The sequence below is a fragment of the Acinetobacter sp. Marseille-Q1618 genome, from assembly GCF_902809855.1.
Classification (GTDB): domain Bacteria; phylum Pseudomonadota; class Gammaproteobacteria; order Pseudomonadales; family Moraxellaceae; genus Acinetobacter.
Genome location: NZ_CADDWJ010000002.1, coordinates 360,989 through 378,308, shown reverse-complemented (window position 1 = coordinate 378,308; position 17,320 = coordinate 360,989). Strand labels below are relative to the sequence as shown.

General features: G+C 37.2%; 17 protein-coding genes. All 17 read left to right on the top strand.

The annotated features are described in order from the left end of the window. Positions 1-14: 14 nt before the first annotated feature. The 17 genes from HUS24_RS08990 to HUS24_RS08910 all read left to right on the top strand — a co-directional run bounded on the left by HUS24_RS08990 (position 15) and on the right by HUS24_RS08910 (position 17,297). Positions 15-3,908 (top strand): hypothetical protein, encoded by a 3,894-nt coding sequence (locus tag HUS24_RS08990; protein ID WP_173911731.1) that lies wholly within the window; start codon positions 15-17, stop codon positions 3,906-3,908. A gap of 11 nt (positions 3,909-3,919) precedes the next feature. Beyond that, positions 3,920-4,384, top strand: a complete 465-nt coding sequence (locus HUS24_RS08985; protein ID WP_173911730.1) for a type IV pilin protein — start codon at positions 3,920-3,922, stop codon at positions 4,382-4,384. Continuing rightward, positions 4,378-4,872 (top strand): type IV pilin protein, encoded by a 495-nt coding sequence (locus HUS24_RS08980; RefSeq protein WP_173911729.1) that lies wholly within the window; start codon positions 4,378-4,380, stop codon positions 4,870-4,872. The genes HUS24_RS08985 and HUS24_RS08980 overlap by 7 nt, the downstream gene beginning before the upstream one ends. Positions 4,873-5,100: 228 nt before the next feature. Beyond that, positions 5,101-5,655, top strand: coding sequence for a prepilin-type N-terminal cleavage/methylation domain-containing protein (locus HUS24_RS08975; RefSeq protein WP_173911728.1), 555 nt, complete (start codon positions 5,101-5,103; stop codon positions 5,653-5,655). After that, positions 5,652-6,173 (top strand): type IV pilus modification protein PilV, encoded by a 522-nt coding sequence (gene pilV / locus HUS24_RS08970; RefSeq protein ID WP_254433838.1) that lies wholly within the window; start codon positions 5,652-5,654, stop codon positions 6,171-6,173. Before HUS24_RS08975 ends, pilV begins: the two co-directional genes overlap by 4 nt. Beyond that, positions 6,170-7,108: a PilW family protein gene (locus HUS24_RS08965; protein ID WP_173911727.1), complete on the top strand. Its 939-nt coding sequence runs from the start codon at positions 6,170-6,172 to the stop codon at positions 7,106-7,108. The genes pilV and HUS24_RS08965 overlap by 4 nt, the downstream gene beginning before the upstream one ends. A 5-nt stretch (positions 7,109-7,113) precedes the next feature. Further along, complete coding sequence (locus HUS24_RS08960) at positions 7,114-7,854, top strand: hypothetical protein (protein WP_173911726.1); 741 nt, start codon at positions 7,114-7,116, stop codon at positions 7,852-7,854. A gap of 15 nt (positions 7,855-7,869) precedes the next feature. After that, entirely contained in the window at positions 7,870-11,514 is a 3,645-nt protein-coding gene (locus HUS24_RS08955; RefSeq protein WP_173911725.1) for a hypothetical protein, read from the top strand. Next, positions 11,514-12,014 (top strand): type IV pilin protein, encoded by a 501-nt coding sequence (locus HUS24_RS08950; RefSeq protein WP_173911724.1) that lies wholly within the window; start codon positions 11,514-11,516, stop codon positions 12,012-12,014. Before HUS24_RS08955 ends, HUS24_RS08950 begins: the two co-directional genes overlap by 1 nt. After that, positions 12,008-12,439, top strand: coding sequence for a type IV pilin protein (locus HUS24_RS08945; RefSeq protein ID WP_173911723.1), 432 nt, complete (start codon positions 12,008-12,010; stop codon positions 12,437-12,439). The genes HUS24_RS08950 and HUS24_RS08945 overlap by 7 nt, the downstream gene beginning before the upstream one ends. A gap of 140 nt (positions 12,440-12,579) precedes the next feature. Beyond that, a complete protein-coding gene (gene rpsP / locus HUS24_RS08940; protein ID WP_004974526.1) occupies positions 12,580-12,837 on the top strand; it encodes a 30S ribosomal protein S16 in 258 nt (85 codons plus the stop codon). Between the two features lie 27 nt (positions 12,838-12,864). Next, complete coding sequence (gene rimM, locus HUS24_RS08935; protein ID WP_173911722.1) at positions 12,865-13,413, top strand: ribosome maturation factor RimM; 549 nt, start codon at positions 12,865-12,867, stop codon at positions 13,411-13,413. Positions 13,414-13,466: 53 nt separating this feature from the next. Beyond that, a complete protein-coding gene (gene trmD, locus HUS24_RS08930; RefSeq protein ID WP_173911721.1) occupies positions 13,467-14,207 on the top strand; it encodes a tRNA (guanosine(37)-N1)-methyltransferase TrmD in 741 nt (246 codons plus the stop codon). Positions 14,208-14,419: 212 nt separating this feature from the next. Further along, positions 14,420-14,791, top strand: a complete 372-nt coding sequence (gene rplS, locus HUS24_RS08925; protein WP_065993753.1) for a 50S ribosomal protein L19 — start codon at positions 14,420-14,422, stop codon at positions 14,789-14,791. Between the two features lie 202 nt (positions 14,792-14,993). After that, the gene (gene truB, locus HUS24_RS08920; protein ID WP_173911720.1) at positions 14,994-15,899 is read left to right on the top strand and encodes a tRNA pseudouridine(55) synthase TruB; all 906 of its coding nucleotides are present in this window, start codon (positions 14,994-14,996) and stop codon (positions 15,897-15,899) included. A gap of 24 nt (positions 15,900-15,923) precedes the next feature. Next, a complete protein-coding gene (locus tag HUS24_RS08915) occupies positions 15,924-16,691 on the top strand; it encodes a TSUP family transporter (RefSeq protein WP_173911719.1) in 768 nt (255 codons plus the stop codon). A 144-nt stretch (positions 16,692-16,835) separates the two neighbouring features. Then, entirely contained in the window at positions 16,836-17,297 is a 462-nt protein-coding gene (locus HUS24_RS08910; RefSeq protein ID WP_173911718.1) for a hemerythrin domain-containing protein, read from the top strand. Positions 17,298-17,320: the final 23 nt, after the last annotated feature.

The window sequence follows — 17,320 nt, the reverse complement described above, 5'->3', positions numbered from 1 at the left end:
GTTGGAGAATATAAATGAATAATTTTGAAAAAAAAAGCATAAACTTCAAGAAAAGAACGCTGGCGGTTGCAATTGGTTTTTTAGTTGCTGGAGGGTTGTTTTCATCAAATGTTGGTAGTGCAGTTCCGGAAGATTTGAATATATATAAACAACCAACGCTAGGTAAGACTAATTTACTTCTTATGATAGATAGTACAGCGGGTATGGATGACCAACAAAGCGGTCGTCCAACAAGATCTATTGCTAATGATTATCCACTTTGTGCAACTCGTAACTTAAGTTCTGAGTCAGTTACTTCCTTAGACTCTAAATATCAGTTCGCTCATACATTAAAAGATTCAGCTGGAAGGATTAAACCGACTTTTGTATATCCAATGCCATATTGTAATGATGGTACTACTGAATATAAATATAGTCGTATGGATCGTATGAAAGTCGCGATGACGAAACTATTAAGCAGTACAGATATTTCTGATGATGTAGTTATGGGGATGGGACAGTTTTCTACCCAAACGTCAAAAGAATATATTATTAATTCAGGGACGACAGCACAAAATAATAATACAGGATCAATTTCTGGAGTAACTCAGTATTTTTATACACAAAATGATGCATACAAAGGTTTAGGAGGCGGGGACGGAGCATCAGCTAAAATACTGTTACCAGCAGTTCCTCTAAGTTTGGATCAAAGGTGGAAAATGCGGGTAGCAGTAAATGCATTAAATAGTGGTAGTCGAACTGCTTTAGCAGCAGCTCTAGCCGAGTCTGGTGCATATATGTTAGGAACTACTACTCTAAATAGTGATGGAACTAGCCCTGGTAATTTTGTGATAACAGGGCAAGCTAGATTAAATGGCGGTTCTAACTATATTAAGCAATATATTGCGAGTGGATTTAACTCATCAGTTGATACTGCTAAAAATGGTAGTATATATAGAACACCAATTGAAACAAATACAACAACTTGTAATAGTAATGGTATTTTTTTATTAACTAATGCAGCACCATCACAAACAGAGGTTGCTGTAGCTCAAGGATTAATGAGAAATGCTTTGGGAGATAATAGTTTTACATGTCCAACAAGTAATTCTACTTCAATACTCAAAAGTGTAATATCTGAAAATAAAGACTATGCTTGGACATGTATGGGAGAATTTGCGAAACGTCTTAAAGAGAGCGATAAACAAATTAAAGTTGCTGTGGCTGGGTTTGGCAATAACTTTATGCCTTATTTAGCAGGAGCGGCTTCAGCACAATATTTAGATGCAAGTGGTAAATTGAGAAAATATTATAAATGTAATGATCTTAGAGTTGGTCAGTCATATACCGTGAATGGGGTAACAACAGTAGTAACTCAAGATACAATTAATGCATGTAATTTAGGTGAAAAGTCAAATGATAATGCAGATTTAAATTCAAATGGTAAGGTCGGTGGGTTTGGAGAGGGGGGGTTTTATCCAATTGTATCTCCTGATGAATTAGTTAATAGTATAAAAAACTTTGTAGCTGATTTACAAACAGATATTCCTTCTTTAAATAGTGGACTTCCCTCAATTCCTGTAGATACTTTGAACGCTACGCAACAATTGCCATTTGCTTACTATTCTCAATTTCAACCTGATACACGCTCAAGCCAAGCTGTTGGTACTTGGGTGGGGAATATCAAAAAATATAAGGCTGTAGATAATACATTTAAAGATAAAAACTCACGTAACATTATTAATGCTACAACAGGAAATTTAGAATCTACAACAGATTTTTGGAGTTCGAGCTTAGATAGTGGGAATGCTACTCAAGGTGGTGTATCTGCCAAACTTCCAGTGCAAACTGCAGTGGGTAGAAAGCTTTATACAGATAGAACGGTTGTAGGGAGTACAGTATCACCTATTACTGCCTCGAATACAGATTTAACTTTAATTGCTTCCAATAATACAACTGCTACTACAAATACAGCAGAAATATTAAGAGCAAGCCAAGATCCAGATAAAGCATATTTATTAAATTTATTGGGTTTCGGTATTTCAACATCAACAGTGCCAACTTCATTAGTTGGTGCAGCACCTCTGCGACAGATGGGGGCTACGATTAATTCAACACCTTTAGCATTTACAACTCAAAGTAAGATTGCAACAAAAGCCTCTGGTTCTGGCGCTACAGCTGTTAATGTGGGTGATTATATTAATCGTAAGGATTATATATTATTTGGTACGAGCCAAGGATTATTGCAAGTTGTAGATGCAAGTTCTGGTGAGGAAAAGTTCTCATTTTTACCTAAAGAAATGATAGATCGTCAAAAACAAGGTTTTGTTGCTAAAACTCTTCAAAGTACAATTGCTGACTTTTACTCAGGTATTGATGGTACATGGTCAGTTTATGCAAATTATATAGCTAATAATGAAAGTAATTCTCTAAAAGCGGAGAAGCTCAATGTTTATGGTGGATTGAGACGTGGTGGAGCAAATTATTATGGACTTGACTTAAAAAATATAGAAGCAGGTGCTCCGAAATTTTTATTTAAGACACTAGGAGATACAGCTGTTGGAACAAATGGTCTTCCTACTGGGAGTTGTAGTAATTCTGCACCTTTAAATTGTATGGGGCAAAGTTGGTCAAAACCAGCAGTGGGTTGGATAAAGTGGAAAGGTAAGCCTCAATTAGTCATGATTGTGGGTGGAGGGTATGATCCAGTTTATGATTCGCCAACTTATAAATCGAATACCACTGCGACCAAAGGTAATGGAGTTTATATATTTGCGGCTGAATCAAATACAACAGAAAATGTAACTGCTGGAGATCTGTTGTGGTGGGGCAGCAGTACGGCAAATTCAACTTCTGCTACAGCAGATAATACGACTCAAAAAACTGCTAATAGCGATCTGAAATATAGTGTAGTCAGTGAAATTAAAACAGTAGATCGAGATAGTGATGGTTTTATTGATAACTTATATTTTGGGGATTTGGGTGGACAAGTCTTTCGCGTTGATATTGATAATATAGCTTCAATCAGTTCTACAGATGCAACAACAGCAACTCCAGCTAGAAATTTTAGTGTTAAACGAATTGTGCGAATTGCTAATTTCATAGATGATACTGAGAGGGCAAGTAAGGCAGCCCCACGTTTTTATAATATGCCAACCTTTACAGTACATTTGATTGGTGATTTGGCTGGTATAAATAATGCTACGCGTTATGCTGTAATTAGTATTGGTTCAGGAGATCAAAGTTCACCAGTATTGAATGACTTGACAGCTACTACAGGAGTTCCTGATCGAATTTATGGTATCTTTGATCGCGATGTGGGGCGTACCGATTTATATTCAATTACAGATGATAATAATAAAGTTACAGGGTTATTTACTGGAACTGCAACAACTGCAAATATGCAAGATATTGCGGCGACTACAGCAACAGTATTGAATATGCGTCTAGCTGCAACTAAAGGGTGGTTTAATACTTTATCAGGCAATACTTTTGGTCGAAGTGGGGCTAATAATATTGATGCTTCGTTAGCAACTGGTGTTGCACGTTACAAAGTTTTAAGTAAGTTTTCTGCAATTAAAGGAACCTTATTTACAAGCTATTTTGATGCCGCTGATAATGGGACTTCTTCAAGCTGTAGTGCCGGTATTAAAGGTCGATCATATATAAAAAATTATTGTTTGCCTTTTGGTAGCATGAACGCGGAAGGTGTTAACTGTGGTACAGCTACAGATGGTCGAGCTTTTTCTACAGCAACAGGTATTGGAAGTGATGTTGGTGCCGGTGTAATCCCTGTTATTGTGGGAGGAATGAGTACAAGTGAAGGTTCGAAAATAGGACCTTTAAGTGGTAAAGATGGAGCTGTAACTGCACAGTATAAAACCCCTTTAAAACTTGAGCCAATAAAATGGTCTGAAAGAAATATGTAAGGTGAATAATAATGATAAAAAGAATGGTAAATAAAAATGGATTTACACTTATAGAGTTGATGTTTGTGATTGTGATTGTGACAATTATTGCTGCAGTAGCAATCCCAACTTATCAACAATATATAAGGAGAGCTGAAGCAGCAAAAGTGAATCAAGAAATGCTCAGAATTGCACAAGAGCTGGAGAAACATAAAACGAGAAACTTTAGTTATGTTGGCTTTGCTCTTGGGTCTACAACATATAATATCCCTAATACAAGTTATACGCTTCTTATTGTGGATGGAATGACAGCAAATCCTGCTTTAAATAATAGCTCTGCTACAGGACAAAGTTGGGTAATGAAAGCGAATGCAAATGATTCCTATGGTAAAAAATTTAGTTTTTTATTAGACAATAAAGGCACTAAATGTAAAAATACAGCTTTCGCCAATATTACCTATAGTGATTGTGGTATTGGAGGAATAAATGGATGGTGAGTAATAAAAATAATATAGGATTTACATTAATTGAATTAATGATAGTAGTTGCAATTATTGGCATATTGGCTGCTATTGCTTACCCATCCTATATTCAATATAAAGTAAGGACAAACAGGGCTGAAGTACAAACTAAAATGATAGAAATAGCACATAGGTTTCAAGCATATTATGTGACTAATCAGAGCTATAAAAATTTAGATTTTACAGCTGTTGGTGGTGCAGGAAACTCAATGAATTTTCCACAGGCGAGCACAGCTTATTATGTGATTACGTTAACAGATGGTACAGGAAAGCCACCAACAACAAATGGAGCTAATACTGTTGGCTTTAGCAATCGTTCTTGGCGTTTAACAGCAACACCTATATCTACAACTATTCAAAAAAATAATGGTGTTGTTTGTTTGAATGATGATGGGCAAAAGTACTGGGAAAAAGCTGCCACAGCATGCGTACTCTCAGCAAACTCAACATGGGATAGTCGTTGAATAGTTTTATAAAACATAGACTTAATTTTTTAAAGCCTTCTATAAGAAGGTTTTTTTATCTCTAAAAATAATATAAGTAATCAAATGTTTAATGTTTTATTCATGTGATAAGTATTTAATTTTTTAACTTTATCTTAATTCTTATACCGCTCATCCTTTGTTAATTAACATTTAATATTAATTTAATTAACATAATTTTAATAATGTTGAATTTACATACTTAATGAAATGAAAGGTCAGCTAGGTTTTACATTAATTGAACTATTAGTCGTAATTGCTTTGATTGGGATAATTTCAGCATTTGCTGCGCCCAATATGACGCAATTAGTCTATAAAAAGCAGTTGGATACATCAGCAAGAGAGTTGGCATCAACCCTCTCCAATGTTCGAGGTACGGCCGTTTCACTTAGAAAAGATGTTTCTCTTGAATTTAAAAATCAGCCCCATACAGGTGATCATTTTTATTGGAATAGTCAAAATAAGTTTATTCATTTGTTATCTAAAAATGATACTGCAGAAGGGATTTTTTTTACGCCAACAGGTTTGGCCAAGGCACGTACCACAGCAGTACGTAAAGAGATCGTTAATCCTGACTATAATGAAAATTTACCTGAAGATCCTCTCACCAATCCAAAAAAAATAATTCAATGGGAAAATACTGAAGATTTAATTTTTGAAGTATGTCATGAAAAATTGAATGAAATCAGATCTATTCGTATTTTTAAAAGCGGCACCATAGACAAAATTAAGACAAAACCACTTTTGGGAGGATGCACAGCATGATGTTATCTCAACGCGGTATAGGTCTAATTGAGGTCTTGGTTTCTTTAGTCATTTTGACGATTGCGATTTTAGGTTTTGCTGCCTTACAAATACGTGCCTTGAATGCTATACAAGAAGCGAATGATCGTACAGCGGCTATGATCTTAGCGCGTAATTTGGCAGAACAAATTCGTGTCAATCGAACGCAATTAAATGAATATAAAAAACAATTAAATGCCAATAACACATCAGCAAAAAATTGTATGAAAGCGGATACAGCAAGTGAAACAGCACCTGCAATAACTGCCATGTGTAGTCGCACTGAGATGGCAGCATTTGATGTGGCGCAAGTTTTAAAAACAGCCAAGAAACAAGATATGAAAATGCTGATGCAAAATTGTCAAGGTGGTGATCGACAATGTTTGTACATCACTTGGGGAGATACAACGATTACCTCCACAGATTTATCTAAATGTATGGAGGATGGTGTTTATGTTGCAGGGGCAAAATGTCTTGTAATGGAGGCATATGGCTTATGAAAGTACAACACGGTTTTACACTGATAGAGCTGATGATTGCATTGACCTTAGGGCTTCTCGTGATTGCAGCATCTATTCAAGTTTTTATTACGGCAAATCAAAGTTTAGCTTTTCAGCAAAGTAGTTCAAATATTCAAAATAGTGGTTTGTTTGGTATGGATTATATTGTCCGTGATTTAAGACGTGCCAATATCGACTCAAATAGTGCAGCAATGACAGTTGATACTTTACATGGTGGGATCGTTTTTAATACGGGCAATTTATCCAATGCTGCAATGACCAATGCAACAACAATTAGCCCTTTATTGTCTAAAGCAAATGTGGGTCCCAGTAATTTATCAGAAATGAAAAGCGATCAAATTGTTATCCAATATAAAAACACGATTGGGAGTCAATTTAATTGTGAAGGGAAACAAATTGCGCCTAATCAGTTTGTTGTACAGCGTTATTTTCTCAAAGAACAACAAGCTGTCACCAATGATGGTTATCGCCCTCTTTCTTTACACTGCAAAGCTGCAAATTATACAGGAGATTCAATTTCATCTTTAGATTTATCTGGTGATGGTGAAATGTTGGTTTCCCATGTAGATCACTTCCGCGTGTTGTTTGGTATTGCAAGAGATAATGAAGTGAAAAATAAATCAGGGGTGATTACTCAAGCGAAAGACGGAGTGATGGATGAGTTTTTATATGTTTCTGCTTCTGAGTATGCAAAGTTGCCTGACAAACCACAAATTGTTTCGATCCAATTGGGTTTATTGATTCGTTCACCTGAGACTGTTGTACAAGGAACTGAAGCAACTAAATTTACGATTTTAGATTTGACCGACAAAGTTTTACGCCCTGATGCCGATGGCAAAAACTATCTACGCCAAGTAATTACTCAAACAATAGCTTTGCGTAATGGTTTTGGTGTGAAGAATAAGGTGGAGTAAGTCATATGCAAAATAAACAATCAGGGAACACATTAGTTATTGTTTTAATGATGCTTTTATTGATCACCATCATGGGCACATGGGCGATTCGTGGTGCAATAACTTCGCTCAATATTACCACCAATGCTCAAGCGCAAGCGTTGTTGGTACAAAACTCTGATGCTGTATTTTTTCAATTAGAGTCTTATACAGATGATGCAGTACAAATTGCAAAACTACAGTTGGATAACGGCATGATTGGATTTGCAAATAAACCTGAAAATAAAGGCAAAGAGTTAGTTTATTGTCTGAGAAAAAATGAAAAAGAAAATAAATATAACTTAGGTAAAGCCAGCTTGGTGTATTGGCAAGGTGCAACGCTACGTAAAAATGATTTGGGGCAAGATGGTTATTGTAAGGTAAATAAAGCAACAGATTTTACTTCTGATCGTGCTGCTGTAGTAACACGTATATCTGCACGCTCAATTTCAGAAGGGCGTAAAGATTGGGGGCATATGTATGAAGGTGGTGATGCAGAAACTTATGGGGGTAAAGAGATTGGTACGATCATTATTAATGCAACGTCTTTGATTCCTAACTTATCTTCGGCTTCGGCTGATGAAATCAATAAATGCATTATGAATTATCCAAGTGTGAATATTGTTGTAAATGGTGTAACTAAAAAAAGTGTAGCTGATTGTTTATCTGAGTTGAATGTTCCTTTTAGTAGTCAAGAAATGGAATATCAATTGCGTCAAGTCAGTTAAGGTGGGGAAAATAAAATGAAATTTAAATATATTTTAAATCGAACAGCGTTGAATAAGGCGAAGTTATCTGTTTTATCTGCATCGGTTACCGCCTTAATTTGTAGTAGTACGTATTCTAGTGATATTGATATTTATAAAGCTCCTGCAGCTTCATCTGGTTCAACTACAGTGATGATGATGTTGGATGTGTCAGGAAGTATGCGGGTTACTCATCCAACAGCAGATGTGGCGTGGAAAGCTTGTGATGTGGGATATGTTAGGTGGCAATCACCTAGATATACCACACAGACAAGAAGAGTTAATGTAGATGGGAAAAGTGTTTCTTATACACGTTATATTTGTAATGAGGGAAATAAAGCAGATCGAATCACACGTTTAAAAGATGCTATTGTCACTTTAATGCTTGGAGATGCTGATAATAATATTGATGCTTTAGATGACAAGGTGGTTTTGGGGATTTCTACATTAGGTGCAGTAAGAGAGGGTGGGACTACAACTAAAAATGGTGGAAGCATTCTTGTTGCCGCACGTAAGTTAAATGAAAGTGTGAATGATGGTGGAGTTGTAAAGACGCAACGCCGTTTGATTCTAGAAAAAGTTTTAGGCATTAATCCTATTGCAGGTACACCAACAGCAAACTCTTATGCTGAAACTATTGCTTATTTAATGGGGAAAAGTACCTCAAACCATACTAACTCTGGATGGAGTTTTTCGACGGGTACAGGTATTAAGGAACGAAACTCTTATAAGCAACCTGAATCGATCAGTAGTCAGGTGAATGAATCAGATGAAACAAAACAGTGTAATGCGCAGGGAATTTATGTATTAACTGATGGTGATCCTAACAATGGGGTTACTGGTGCGCAAAAACTTGCCAAAGATGCTTTTTCTCCTAATACCTTTTCATGTTCTGAATCTGGTGCGGCATGGGATTGTATTTATAAAATGAATAATAGTTTATTAGATGCAACTAAGAACCCTGCAAAAATGAAGTTTATTACAGCAATTGTAGGTTTTGGTTCAGACTTTAATACGATTCCTAGTAGTGTTCAAACTGAAGAAGGTGTATCTGAATATTCTGGTGAAGTAAGTACTAATGTAAAGAATGCTGCGATTTGGGGGATTCGAGGAGAAGGTGGGTGGTATTCTGGAGACAGTACTGAGGATGTTGTAAATAGTTTTACGCAATTCTTGAAAAAAGTTAAAACAGATATTCCTGGTGTGAGTACTGGTAATGCTACTTTACCAATCGATGCCTTAAACAGTAGTGCAATACAGCCTTATGGATATTTTCCTCAGTTTGTTCCTAAAGTTGCAACAGACCAAACTCAACAAACATGGTATGGCAACCTAAAAAAATATTATGCAGTCAAGGGTTCTTTATATGGCAATAAGAATGGCACTAACCCTGTTATGCAAAAAGATGAAATTAAAAATATCGTTGATTTGTGGAGTAACTCTGCATATGTGACAAGTTCAAATGAAGTTGCATTTAAAGATGGTGTGTTGAGCAACTTGTTACAAGGTTATGTCGAAAGCCGTTCACCAAAAGAAAGACTTTTACTCACCGACTTTAGCTATAAAAATAAAGAAATTAAGCAAAATTTAAATTTGAGTTGGTTTGATGATGCTGATCAAAAAGTAAAATTCAACGCTATTTCAAGTGAATATAATCTAGATGAAGAAGCGCCTTATCGCCAAGCACTGATGAATCTTTTAGGTTTTGAAAATGCAGTAGCTGGGCAAAACTTGACTAAAGCCACTGTATCAGGAAAAGTTCCACAAATTGGAGCAATTTTACATTCAAAACCTATTCTTTTAACGCAGTCTGGATTACCTGAAGTAACTGGTACCGCAACATCGGCTGTAATTGATACTAAAAATAGAGATGACTATATTTTATTTGGTAGTACGCAAGGCGTGCTACATGTAGTAGATGCAGATGGTAAAGAAGTTTTTGCATTTGTACCGAAAGAAATGATTGAGAATCAAAATCAAGCATTTGCATTTGATGGTGGTGCAGATACTGGTGGTAAAAATAAATTATATTATGGTATTGATGGGGAATGGACAGCGCATACAGTTTATGTGTCTGATTTAACAGGAAGACTGACAGTAAATGGTGGCTCAAGAACCATTCAAAATGATGATGGAAAAGAGCAAACCATTAATTTGCAAGGAAAACAGTGGATATATGGCGGTTTACGTATGGGAGGAAGAAGTTATTACTCTCTTGATTTAACAAACATTCGTTCACCAAAAGTAAAATTCCAAATTGATCCAAATAATAAACAAGTACATTATTTGGATGGTTCAACCACTAAATCAAAAGCTATTGAAGAGTTAAAATTTATGGGACAAAGTTGGTCCAAGCCAACTTTAGCTTATGTCAATTGGTTTGGTACCCGAAAATTGGTCATGATCGTAGGAGGAGGATATGATGCTGGTAGTACGGATGGTCTAACAGCTGATGGTGATGGCATATATACCACTAAAACTGTGAATGGTCGCTTAATTAAGGATAAGCGTAATGGCTATGCAGGTTATGAAAATGCAGATTATGTACAAAAAAATAAAATAGGTGCTGGCGTCTACATGTTTGATGCAGACAATGGGGATCTATTATGGTCTGTAAGTGGTAATAATAGCACGACCACAACCCAGCAAAAAACCAATTTAAAATTGAGTGGTGTAAGTGCCAATATGAATTACAGTGTGGTCAGCAATATCAAAACGGTTGATCGCAATAATGATGGTTTAGTAGACCATTTATATTTTGGGGATTTAAATGGGCAGGCTTTCCGTGTTGACTTTGCTCCAACCGATACTGCTTTTAATTCACAAGTGAATAAAATTTTAGACCTAAGTGCAACCCATAAAAGATTTTATTCTGCTCCAACATTTACTATTCATTCTCAAGGTACAGCGGTAGTTAGTTTCGCATCAGGCAATAAAAGCCAGCCACTACACGGTCATACGACAAATGCTTTAGCAACAGAGGATTATGATGGTGTTTTTGCTGTATATGATTATGATGCGTATGCAAATCTTTTCCCGATAAGTGCTTTTCAAACACGTAGTTTGGGAAACAGTACCACAACTGCAATTAGCCAACTTAAACAAATAGAAAACCGTGTTGATTCTAGCGATTCAGTCAGTAATGCTAAGCGTCCTAAAATTAATTCAACCACGGGAAATGGTGGTTGGTACTATCTTTACAGTAAAGAAGAAGCTTTAAATGCAACAAATGGTGCTGCCGTCACGACCAATAAAGGTAAACAAATTTTAAAAACTTTAGGTTCATTGGTTGCTATAGAGGGGGATCTATATGTGCCTGTGTTTGATTCGTCTAAAGCGGGAACAACAGGAAGTTGTAGTGCTGGAGTAGCAGGAGAAACAGCTTTACAACGCTTTTGTCTACCTTATGGGATCTGTAAAGAAAATATTTATCTTCAATTGGGTGCAGGGATTGGTGAACCAATCATCGGTGGAGGGCGAGATGGTGATCCAAATAAACGCTCGATTTTTATATTAAATGAAGATAAGAAAGATGGTCCACCAAATATTGGAGGCGATAATACGCAAATCATCAACTATGGTGGAGCTTTGAAATTTATTCCAAACCGTTGGTATGAGCAATATGCATTAGGAGGTGGCTAATGCATTATTCCAAAGGGTTTACTTTAATTGAATTGATGATAGTGGTGGTAATGATTGCAATATTTGCTGCCATCGCTATTCCAAGCTACCAAAGCTATTTACGTAAAAATCTGACAGCTCAAGTACAACAGGAAATGTTAAAACTTGCCGATCAATTAGAGCGCCATAAAGCAAAAAACTTTTCTTATCGGAAGTTTGATCCCCAATATTTGTATACTGGTGCTACCTCTGCTATGTCTGAAGTTTATGTTCCAGATGGTGTCAACTCAGCAAAATCAAAATATAAGATTGAATTAAGAGATATAAGTACATCAAATGTAGTCAAGCTAACAACATCTGAAATGGGTTCTAGTTGGGCAATGAAGGCTACCCCCATAGATAGCAAAGATAGTCAATTATATACTTTGCTGCTTACCAGCAAAGGCGTACATTGCAAAACCTTGACCGCAGCAAATGTATCTTATGAAAATTGTATAGGCGCAGGAGTTGAGTCATGGTAATTCATAAAGGTTTTACATTATTAGAACTCATGATTGTCATTGCTGTGCTGGGTATATTGGCTGCTCTGGCTTATCCCTCTTACCAAAACTATGTAAAGCGTACTAAACGTGTTGATGCCCAAGCTCAATTGGTTGGCATTGCACAAAAAATGACAAGTTATAAGCTTGCGAATGGTTCATTTTATGGTGCTGATCTTGTAAAAATTTACGGTCAAAATCAAATAAAAAACTCAAGCCAAGTGACCTATAACCTTCATTTATCTGATACAAGTAGCGATCCTACACACAGTTGGATGCTGACCGCAACGCCAGTGGGGATGCAGGTCAAAACAGGTGCCTTAAGCATTGATCATCAAGGACAGCAGTGTTGGTATAAAGAAACTGATGATGCAAGTGGTGTGTGCAGTGCTTGGTCAGACAAATAAATTCAAAACTGTGGATAAATATTTTTTTAAATCTTTCATTCGTTGCAAAGATAACGTAAAATACTGCCCTCTATGAAAGGGGTTTGAAATGTTTCGATGGTCGAAGCACAGATAATCCGTAAAAACTATAAGGTTCTATCATGGTTGTTATTCGTCTTACTCGCGGTGGTGCAAAAAAACGTCCGTTCTATCAAATCGTTGTAACTGATAGCCGTAATGCACGTGACGGTCGTTTCATCGAACGTATCGGTTTCTTTAACCCTACAGCACAAGGTAAAGCAGAAAAACTTCGTTTAGATGCTGATCGTTTTGCTCACTGGGTTGCACAAGGTGCTCAACCTTCTGAACGTGTTGCTTCTTTAGCTGCTCAAGCGAAGAAAGCTGCAGCTGCTGCATAATTTTAAAAATTAAGTAGTAGATTGCCCATGACACCAACACAGAATGTACCCGAAGATCGTATTCAGATTGGACAGTTACGTTCAGCATATGGATTAAATGGGTGGCTCTGGGTCTATTCCAATACAGAACCTATGAGCAATATATTTGACTACCTGCCTTGGTACATTGAAACCAAAGCAGGTTGGCAAGTAGCTGATGTAAAACGTTGGAAACCACATGGCAAAGGCTTGGTTGTTGCGCTAAAAGGTGTGATTGATCGCACTGCAGCAGACAATTTAGTTGGTGCTAATATTTGGATTTCAAAATCGCAACTCCCTCAACCAGGTGTGGACGAGTATTACTGGTCGGATTTGAAAGGCTTAACGGTGTTAGGTCTGGATGATAACGAACAAGAAGTCAATCTCGGTAAAATCCATGAACTGTTTGAAACAGGGGCTAACGATGTGATGGTTGTTCGTGCGACAACTGAAAGCATCGATGGCGAAGAGCGAATGATTCCATGGCATAAAGATGTGGTACAACGCGTTGATCTCGATGCTGGTCGTATTTACGTGAATTGGGGCGTAGATTATTAATTCTTAAATCAATTTTAAAGAATTAACGCAGCAGGAAAATAGAGGAGTCTGCGATGTTTTTTGCAGTCATTACGCTTTTTCCTGAAATGTTCGAAGCGATTACAGCCTACGGTATTAGCGGACGTGCAGCAAAGCGTGACATTATACAAGTCCATTGTATCAATCCACGAGAATTTGCTGAGGGCAACTACAAGCGAGTGGATGAACGTCCATTTGGTGGTGGTCCAGGTATGGTGATGATGGCTGAGCCGTTGGCAAAAGCCATTCAACGTGCCAAAGCGCTTGCAACGCAAGCAGGAGCAGTTCGTGTTCCTGTGGTGTATATGTCACCACAAGGTAAGACTTTAAATGAAAATGCAGTACAGCAATTTGTTGATTATGATGGATTGATTGTGTTGTGTGGTCGTTATGAAGGGGTTGATGAGCGTTTGATCCAGAAATATGTTGATCAGGAATGGTCAATAGGAGATTACGTCTTGTCAGGTGGTGAACTGCCTGCGATGGTTTTATTAGACAGTATTATTCGACGTTTGCCGAATACCATGTCTGATGAACAGTCTGCGATACAAGATTCTTTTGTAGATGGTCTTTTAGATTGTCCACAATATACCAAGCCAGATCATTTTGAAGGTTTGGATGTTCCTGAAGTATTAAAGTCAGGGCATCATGCAAATATAGACAAATGGCGGTTTTTGCAGCGTTATCAACGCACTTTAGAGCGTCGACCAGAATTGGTTGAAAAAGTTGAGTTGACGAAGCAGCAAAAAAAATGGTTGGTCAGCAAGGATAAGTAAATTTAAAACCTTGTTTTAAGTTTTGATCCAAGCACAAAGTTAGCAACTTCGGTTCTAGCAAGTACTTAAATTTTTTAAGTATTCTTTAAATAGGCTCTTTATGCATTGAAGTGGTCAAGCATAAAGGGAAAGATAATCGGGTGTATGCGCTTTAGCCTCTATACCCAGCGGAACTCAGACCTCTTCTGACCCGCACATATTGGAGATACCCCATGAGCGGTAAGCATCCTTTAGTTCAAGCTGTTGAAAATGCACAATTAAAAACTGATATCCCTGCTTTTGCACCAGGTGATACAGTTGTTGTTCAAGTAAAAGTAAAAGAAGGTGAGCGTGAGCGTCTTCAGGCTTTTGAAGGTGTGGTCATTGCGATTAAAAACCGTGGCTTGAACTCTGCATTCACAGTACGTAAAATTTCTAGTGGCGTTGGTGTTGAACGTGTTTTCCAAACACATTCACCAGTTGTAGCTGGTATCGAAGTGAAACGCCGTGGTGCGGTTCGTCGTGCTAAACTTTACTATCTTCGTGAATTGTCTGGTAAAGCTGCACGTATTCGTGAAAAATTACCAGCACGTAAAGCGAAATAATTCGTTTTATCGCTGTGAAAAATGCGCCTTTTGGCGCATTTTTTTATGGATCTAAAATAGGGCTAAGGACTGATTTTCATTTCTTAACTGAAAAAACTCTCTTTTCTTTTTGTATGGTGGAATACAAATAATCTTGAAGAATGTTGTCAATTTTTGTCTGAGATTGTTACCATGACAGCCTAGAAAATTGCCAAGTTTTGTTATGAAATCATCTGCACCTAAAATCAAGCGTCGCCCAATTAGTGGCGTTTTTTTATTGAATAAACCACTCGGTATTAGCTCAAATGCAGCTTTACAAAAAGTACGTTGGTTATTTCGTGCAGAGAAAGGTGGACATACAGGTGCTTTAGATCCACTTGCTTCGGGCTTACTGCCGATTTGTTTGGGGGAAGCGACCAAGTTTTCGCATTTTTTATTGGATTCAACCAAGCGTTATCAAACCACGATCCAGTTAGGAAATAGCACCACCACAGGTGATGTGGAAGGTGAAGTACTACTTGAGCAAGCTGTACCTGAGTTGACTGAAGACAAAATACAAGCTGTTTTGAAGCAGTTTTTAGGTGAGATTCAGCAAGTACCCCCGATGTATTCCGCATTGAAAAAAGAAGGTCGTCCTTTATATGAATTGGCGCGTAAGGGAATCGAGATTGAACGTGAAGCTCGTCCTATTTGTATTGAAAATATTCAACTTTTAGCTTTTACAGCAGATTCAATTACCTTAGATGTCACATGCTCAAAAGGGACTTATATTCGTGTTTTAGGTGAAGATATTGCCAAAGCATTGGGTACTTTCGGACATTTAACTTATTTACATCGTATTCAAACTGGACAATTTACCTTAAATCCAGAATTCACCATTGAATATCTCGAAAGCTTAACCGAACAACAGCGTGAAGCATTGTTGCTACCTGTTTATGCACCTATTGCGCATTTTCCAAAAGTCCAAGTGCCTGAAGGACGAGCAGAATATTTTAGTCGAGGGATGGAAAGTAATATTGAGCATGTTGCCGCAGCGCAAGTGGTCGTTTTTGATGGTGAAAAATGTCTAGGTTTGGCTGAAATTACTGAAAAGAAACGTCTAGTACCCAAACGAGTTTTAAATTTGTAACGCACAACATGTAAAGGAAAGTTCATGGAACTTGATCTCATACTCAGTTTGGTATTTTTTGCATTTTGTGCAGGTGCAATTGATGCGGCTGTGGGCGGTGGTGGTTTAATTCAGATTCCTGCGTTGATGGGGGCTTTACCGCATTCAGCAACGGCAACAATCTTTGGTACAAATAAACTGGCTTCCATTTGTGGCACAGCTTCTGCTGCATTTTCTTATTTGCGTCAAGTGAAAATCCAATGGAAGCTTTTGGCGGTGATTGCGATCACGGCATTTATCAGTTCTTTTGCTGGAGCCGCATGTGTATCTTTGATTCCACAAGCAATTTTACGCCCTTTTGTGCTGTTTATGCTGATCGTGATTGCGATCTATACTTTTGTGAAAAAGCAATTTGGACAGCATCATCGTCATCAAGAAATTACGCGAAACGTCTTAATCTTGGCAGGTGTTGGTGGCTTGCTGATCGGCTTTTATGATGGAATTTTTGGTCCAGGTACGGGTAGTTTTTTTATTTTTTATTTTATTCGTTATTTAAAAGTTGATTTTTTACATGCTTCAGCTTTATCGAAAATTGGAAATTTTATGACCAATTTTGCGGCACTGAGTTTTTTTATTCCAACAGGACATGTGTTGTTTCAGTTGGGTTTGATGATGGCAGCAGCCAATGTCGCAGGTTCAGTGGTGGGCGTAAAAATGGCATTGAAATATGGCAGTGGTTTTATCCGTATTTTATTTTTAATTTTGGTGAGTATTTTGATTTGTCGTTTGGCTTATCAAACTTTCTGGATGTAAGTCATTCTCAATACCAAAGCTTTTTATACAAATGATTGCAAGCGCTGACAATATCAGCGCTTTTTATTTCCTATGATGAATAACATTCGATCTGAAACTGATCAAGAAAATTATTGGGAACTTCATAAAAAGTAGAGGTCACACATGCAAAATATATTTGAAGCCTTAAGGGAAAGTCATGACATTCAACGCGAGTTATCTGAAAAATTATTGCAAACCTCAGGGGATACGCCTGAACGTCGAGAGTTATTTGAATTATTAAAAAATGAGTTATTCGCTCATGCAGTAGGTGAGGATCGTTATTTTTATATTCCTTTAATGATGACCGATTCAGGCTTAAATATTACCCGTCATGCTTTGTCTGAGCATCATGAGATGGATGAGCTTTTGGAACAACTTACTGAAACCGAGTTTAGTAATCCAGGTTGGCTAGCAATTGCGAAAAAATTGTCTGAAACGGTGCATCATCATTTACAAGAAGAAGAACATGGGTTTTTTCAGCAAGCAGGAAAGATTTTAGATGAAAAACAAAAACAAAGTTTAGCTAAACAATATCTTGCTGAATATGAAAAATATAAAGCCAAAGAAAAAGACAGTTTGACTTAAAAGATCAATTGGGCTGAGGATTT

Coding starts and splice junctions, on each gene's coding strand:
- HUS24_RS08990 (WP_173911731.1), top strand. CDS start 15: ATGAATAATTTTGAAAAAAAAAGCATAAACTTCAAGAAAAGAACGCTG.
- HUS24_RS08985 (WP_173911730.1), top strand. CDS start 3,920: ATGATAAAAAGAATGGTAAATAAAAATGGATTTACACTTATAGAGTTG.
- HUS24_RS08980 (WP_173911729.1), top strand. CDS start 4,378: ATGGTGAGTAATAAAAATAATATAGGATTTACATTAATTGAATTAATG.
- HUS24_RS08975 (WP_173911728.1), top strand. CDS start 5,101: ATGAAAGGTCAGCTAGGTTTTACATTAATTGAACTATTAGTCGTAATT.
- pilV (WP_254433838.1), top strand. CDS start 5,652: ATGATGTTATCTCAACGCGGTATAGGTCTAATTGAGGTCTTGGTTTCT.
- HUS24_RS08965 (WP_173911727.1), top strand. CDS start 6,170: ATGAAAGTACAACACGGTTTTACACTGATAGAGCTGATGATTGCATTG.
- HUS24_RS08960 (WP_173911726.1), top strand. CDS start 7,114: ATGCAAAATAAACAATCAGGGAACACATTAGTTATTGTTTTAATGATG.
- HUS24_RS08955 (WP_173911725.1), top strand. CDS start 7,870: ATGAAATTTAAATATATTTTAAATCGAACAGCGTTGAATAAGGCGAAG.
- HUS24_RS08950 (WP_173911724.1), top strand. CDS start 11,514: ATGCATTATTCCAAAGGGTTTACTTTAATTGAATTGATGATAGTGGTG.
- HUS24_RS08945 (WP_173911723.1), top strand. CDS start 12,008: ATGGTAATTCATAAAGGTTTTACATTATTAGAACTCATGATTGTCATT.
- rpsP (WP_004974526.1), top strand. CDS start 12,580: ATGGTTGTTATTCGTCTTACTCGCGGTGGTGCAAAAAAACGTCCGTTC.
- rimM (WP_173911722.1), top strand. CDS start 12,865: ATGACACCAACACAGAATGTACCCGAAGATCGTATTCAGATTGGACAG.
- trmD (WP_173911721.1), top strand. CDS start 13,467: ATGTTTTTTGCAGTCATTACGCTTTTTCCTGAAATGTTCGAAGCGATT.
- rplS (WP_065993753.1), top strand. CDS start 14,420: ATGAGCGGTAAGCATCCTTTAGTTCAAGCTGTTGAAAATGCACAATTA.
- truB (WP_173911720.1), top strand. CDS start 14,994: ATGAAATCATCTGCACCTAAAATCAAGCGTCGCCCAATTAGTGGCGTT.
- HUS24_RS08915 (WP_173911719.1), top strand. CDS start 15,924: ATGGAACTTGATCTCATACTCAGTTTGGTATTTTTTGCATTTTGTGCA.
- HUS24_RS08910 (WP_173911718.1), top strand. CDS start 16,836: ATGCAAAATATATTTGAAGCCTTAAGGGAAAGTCATGACATTCAACGC.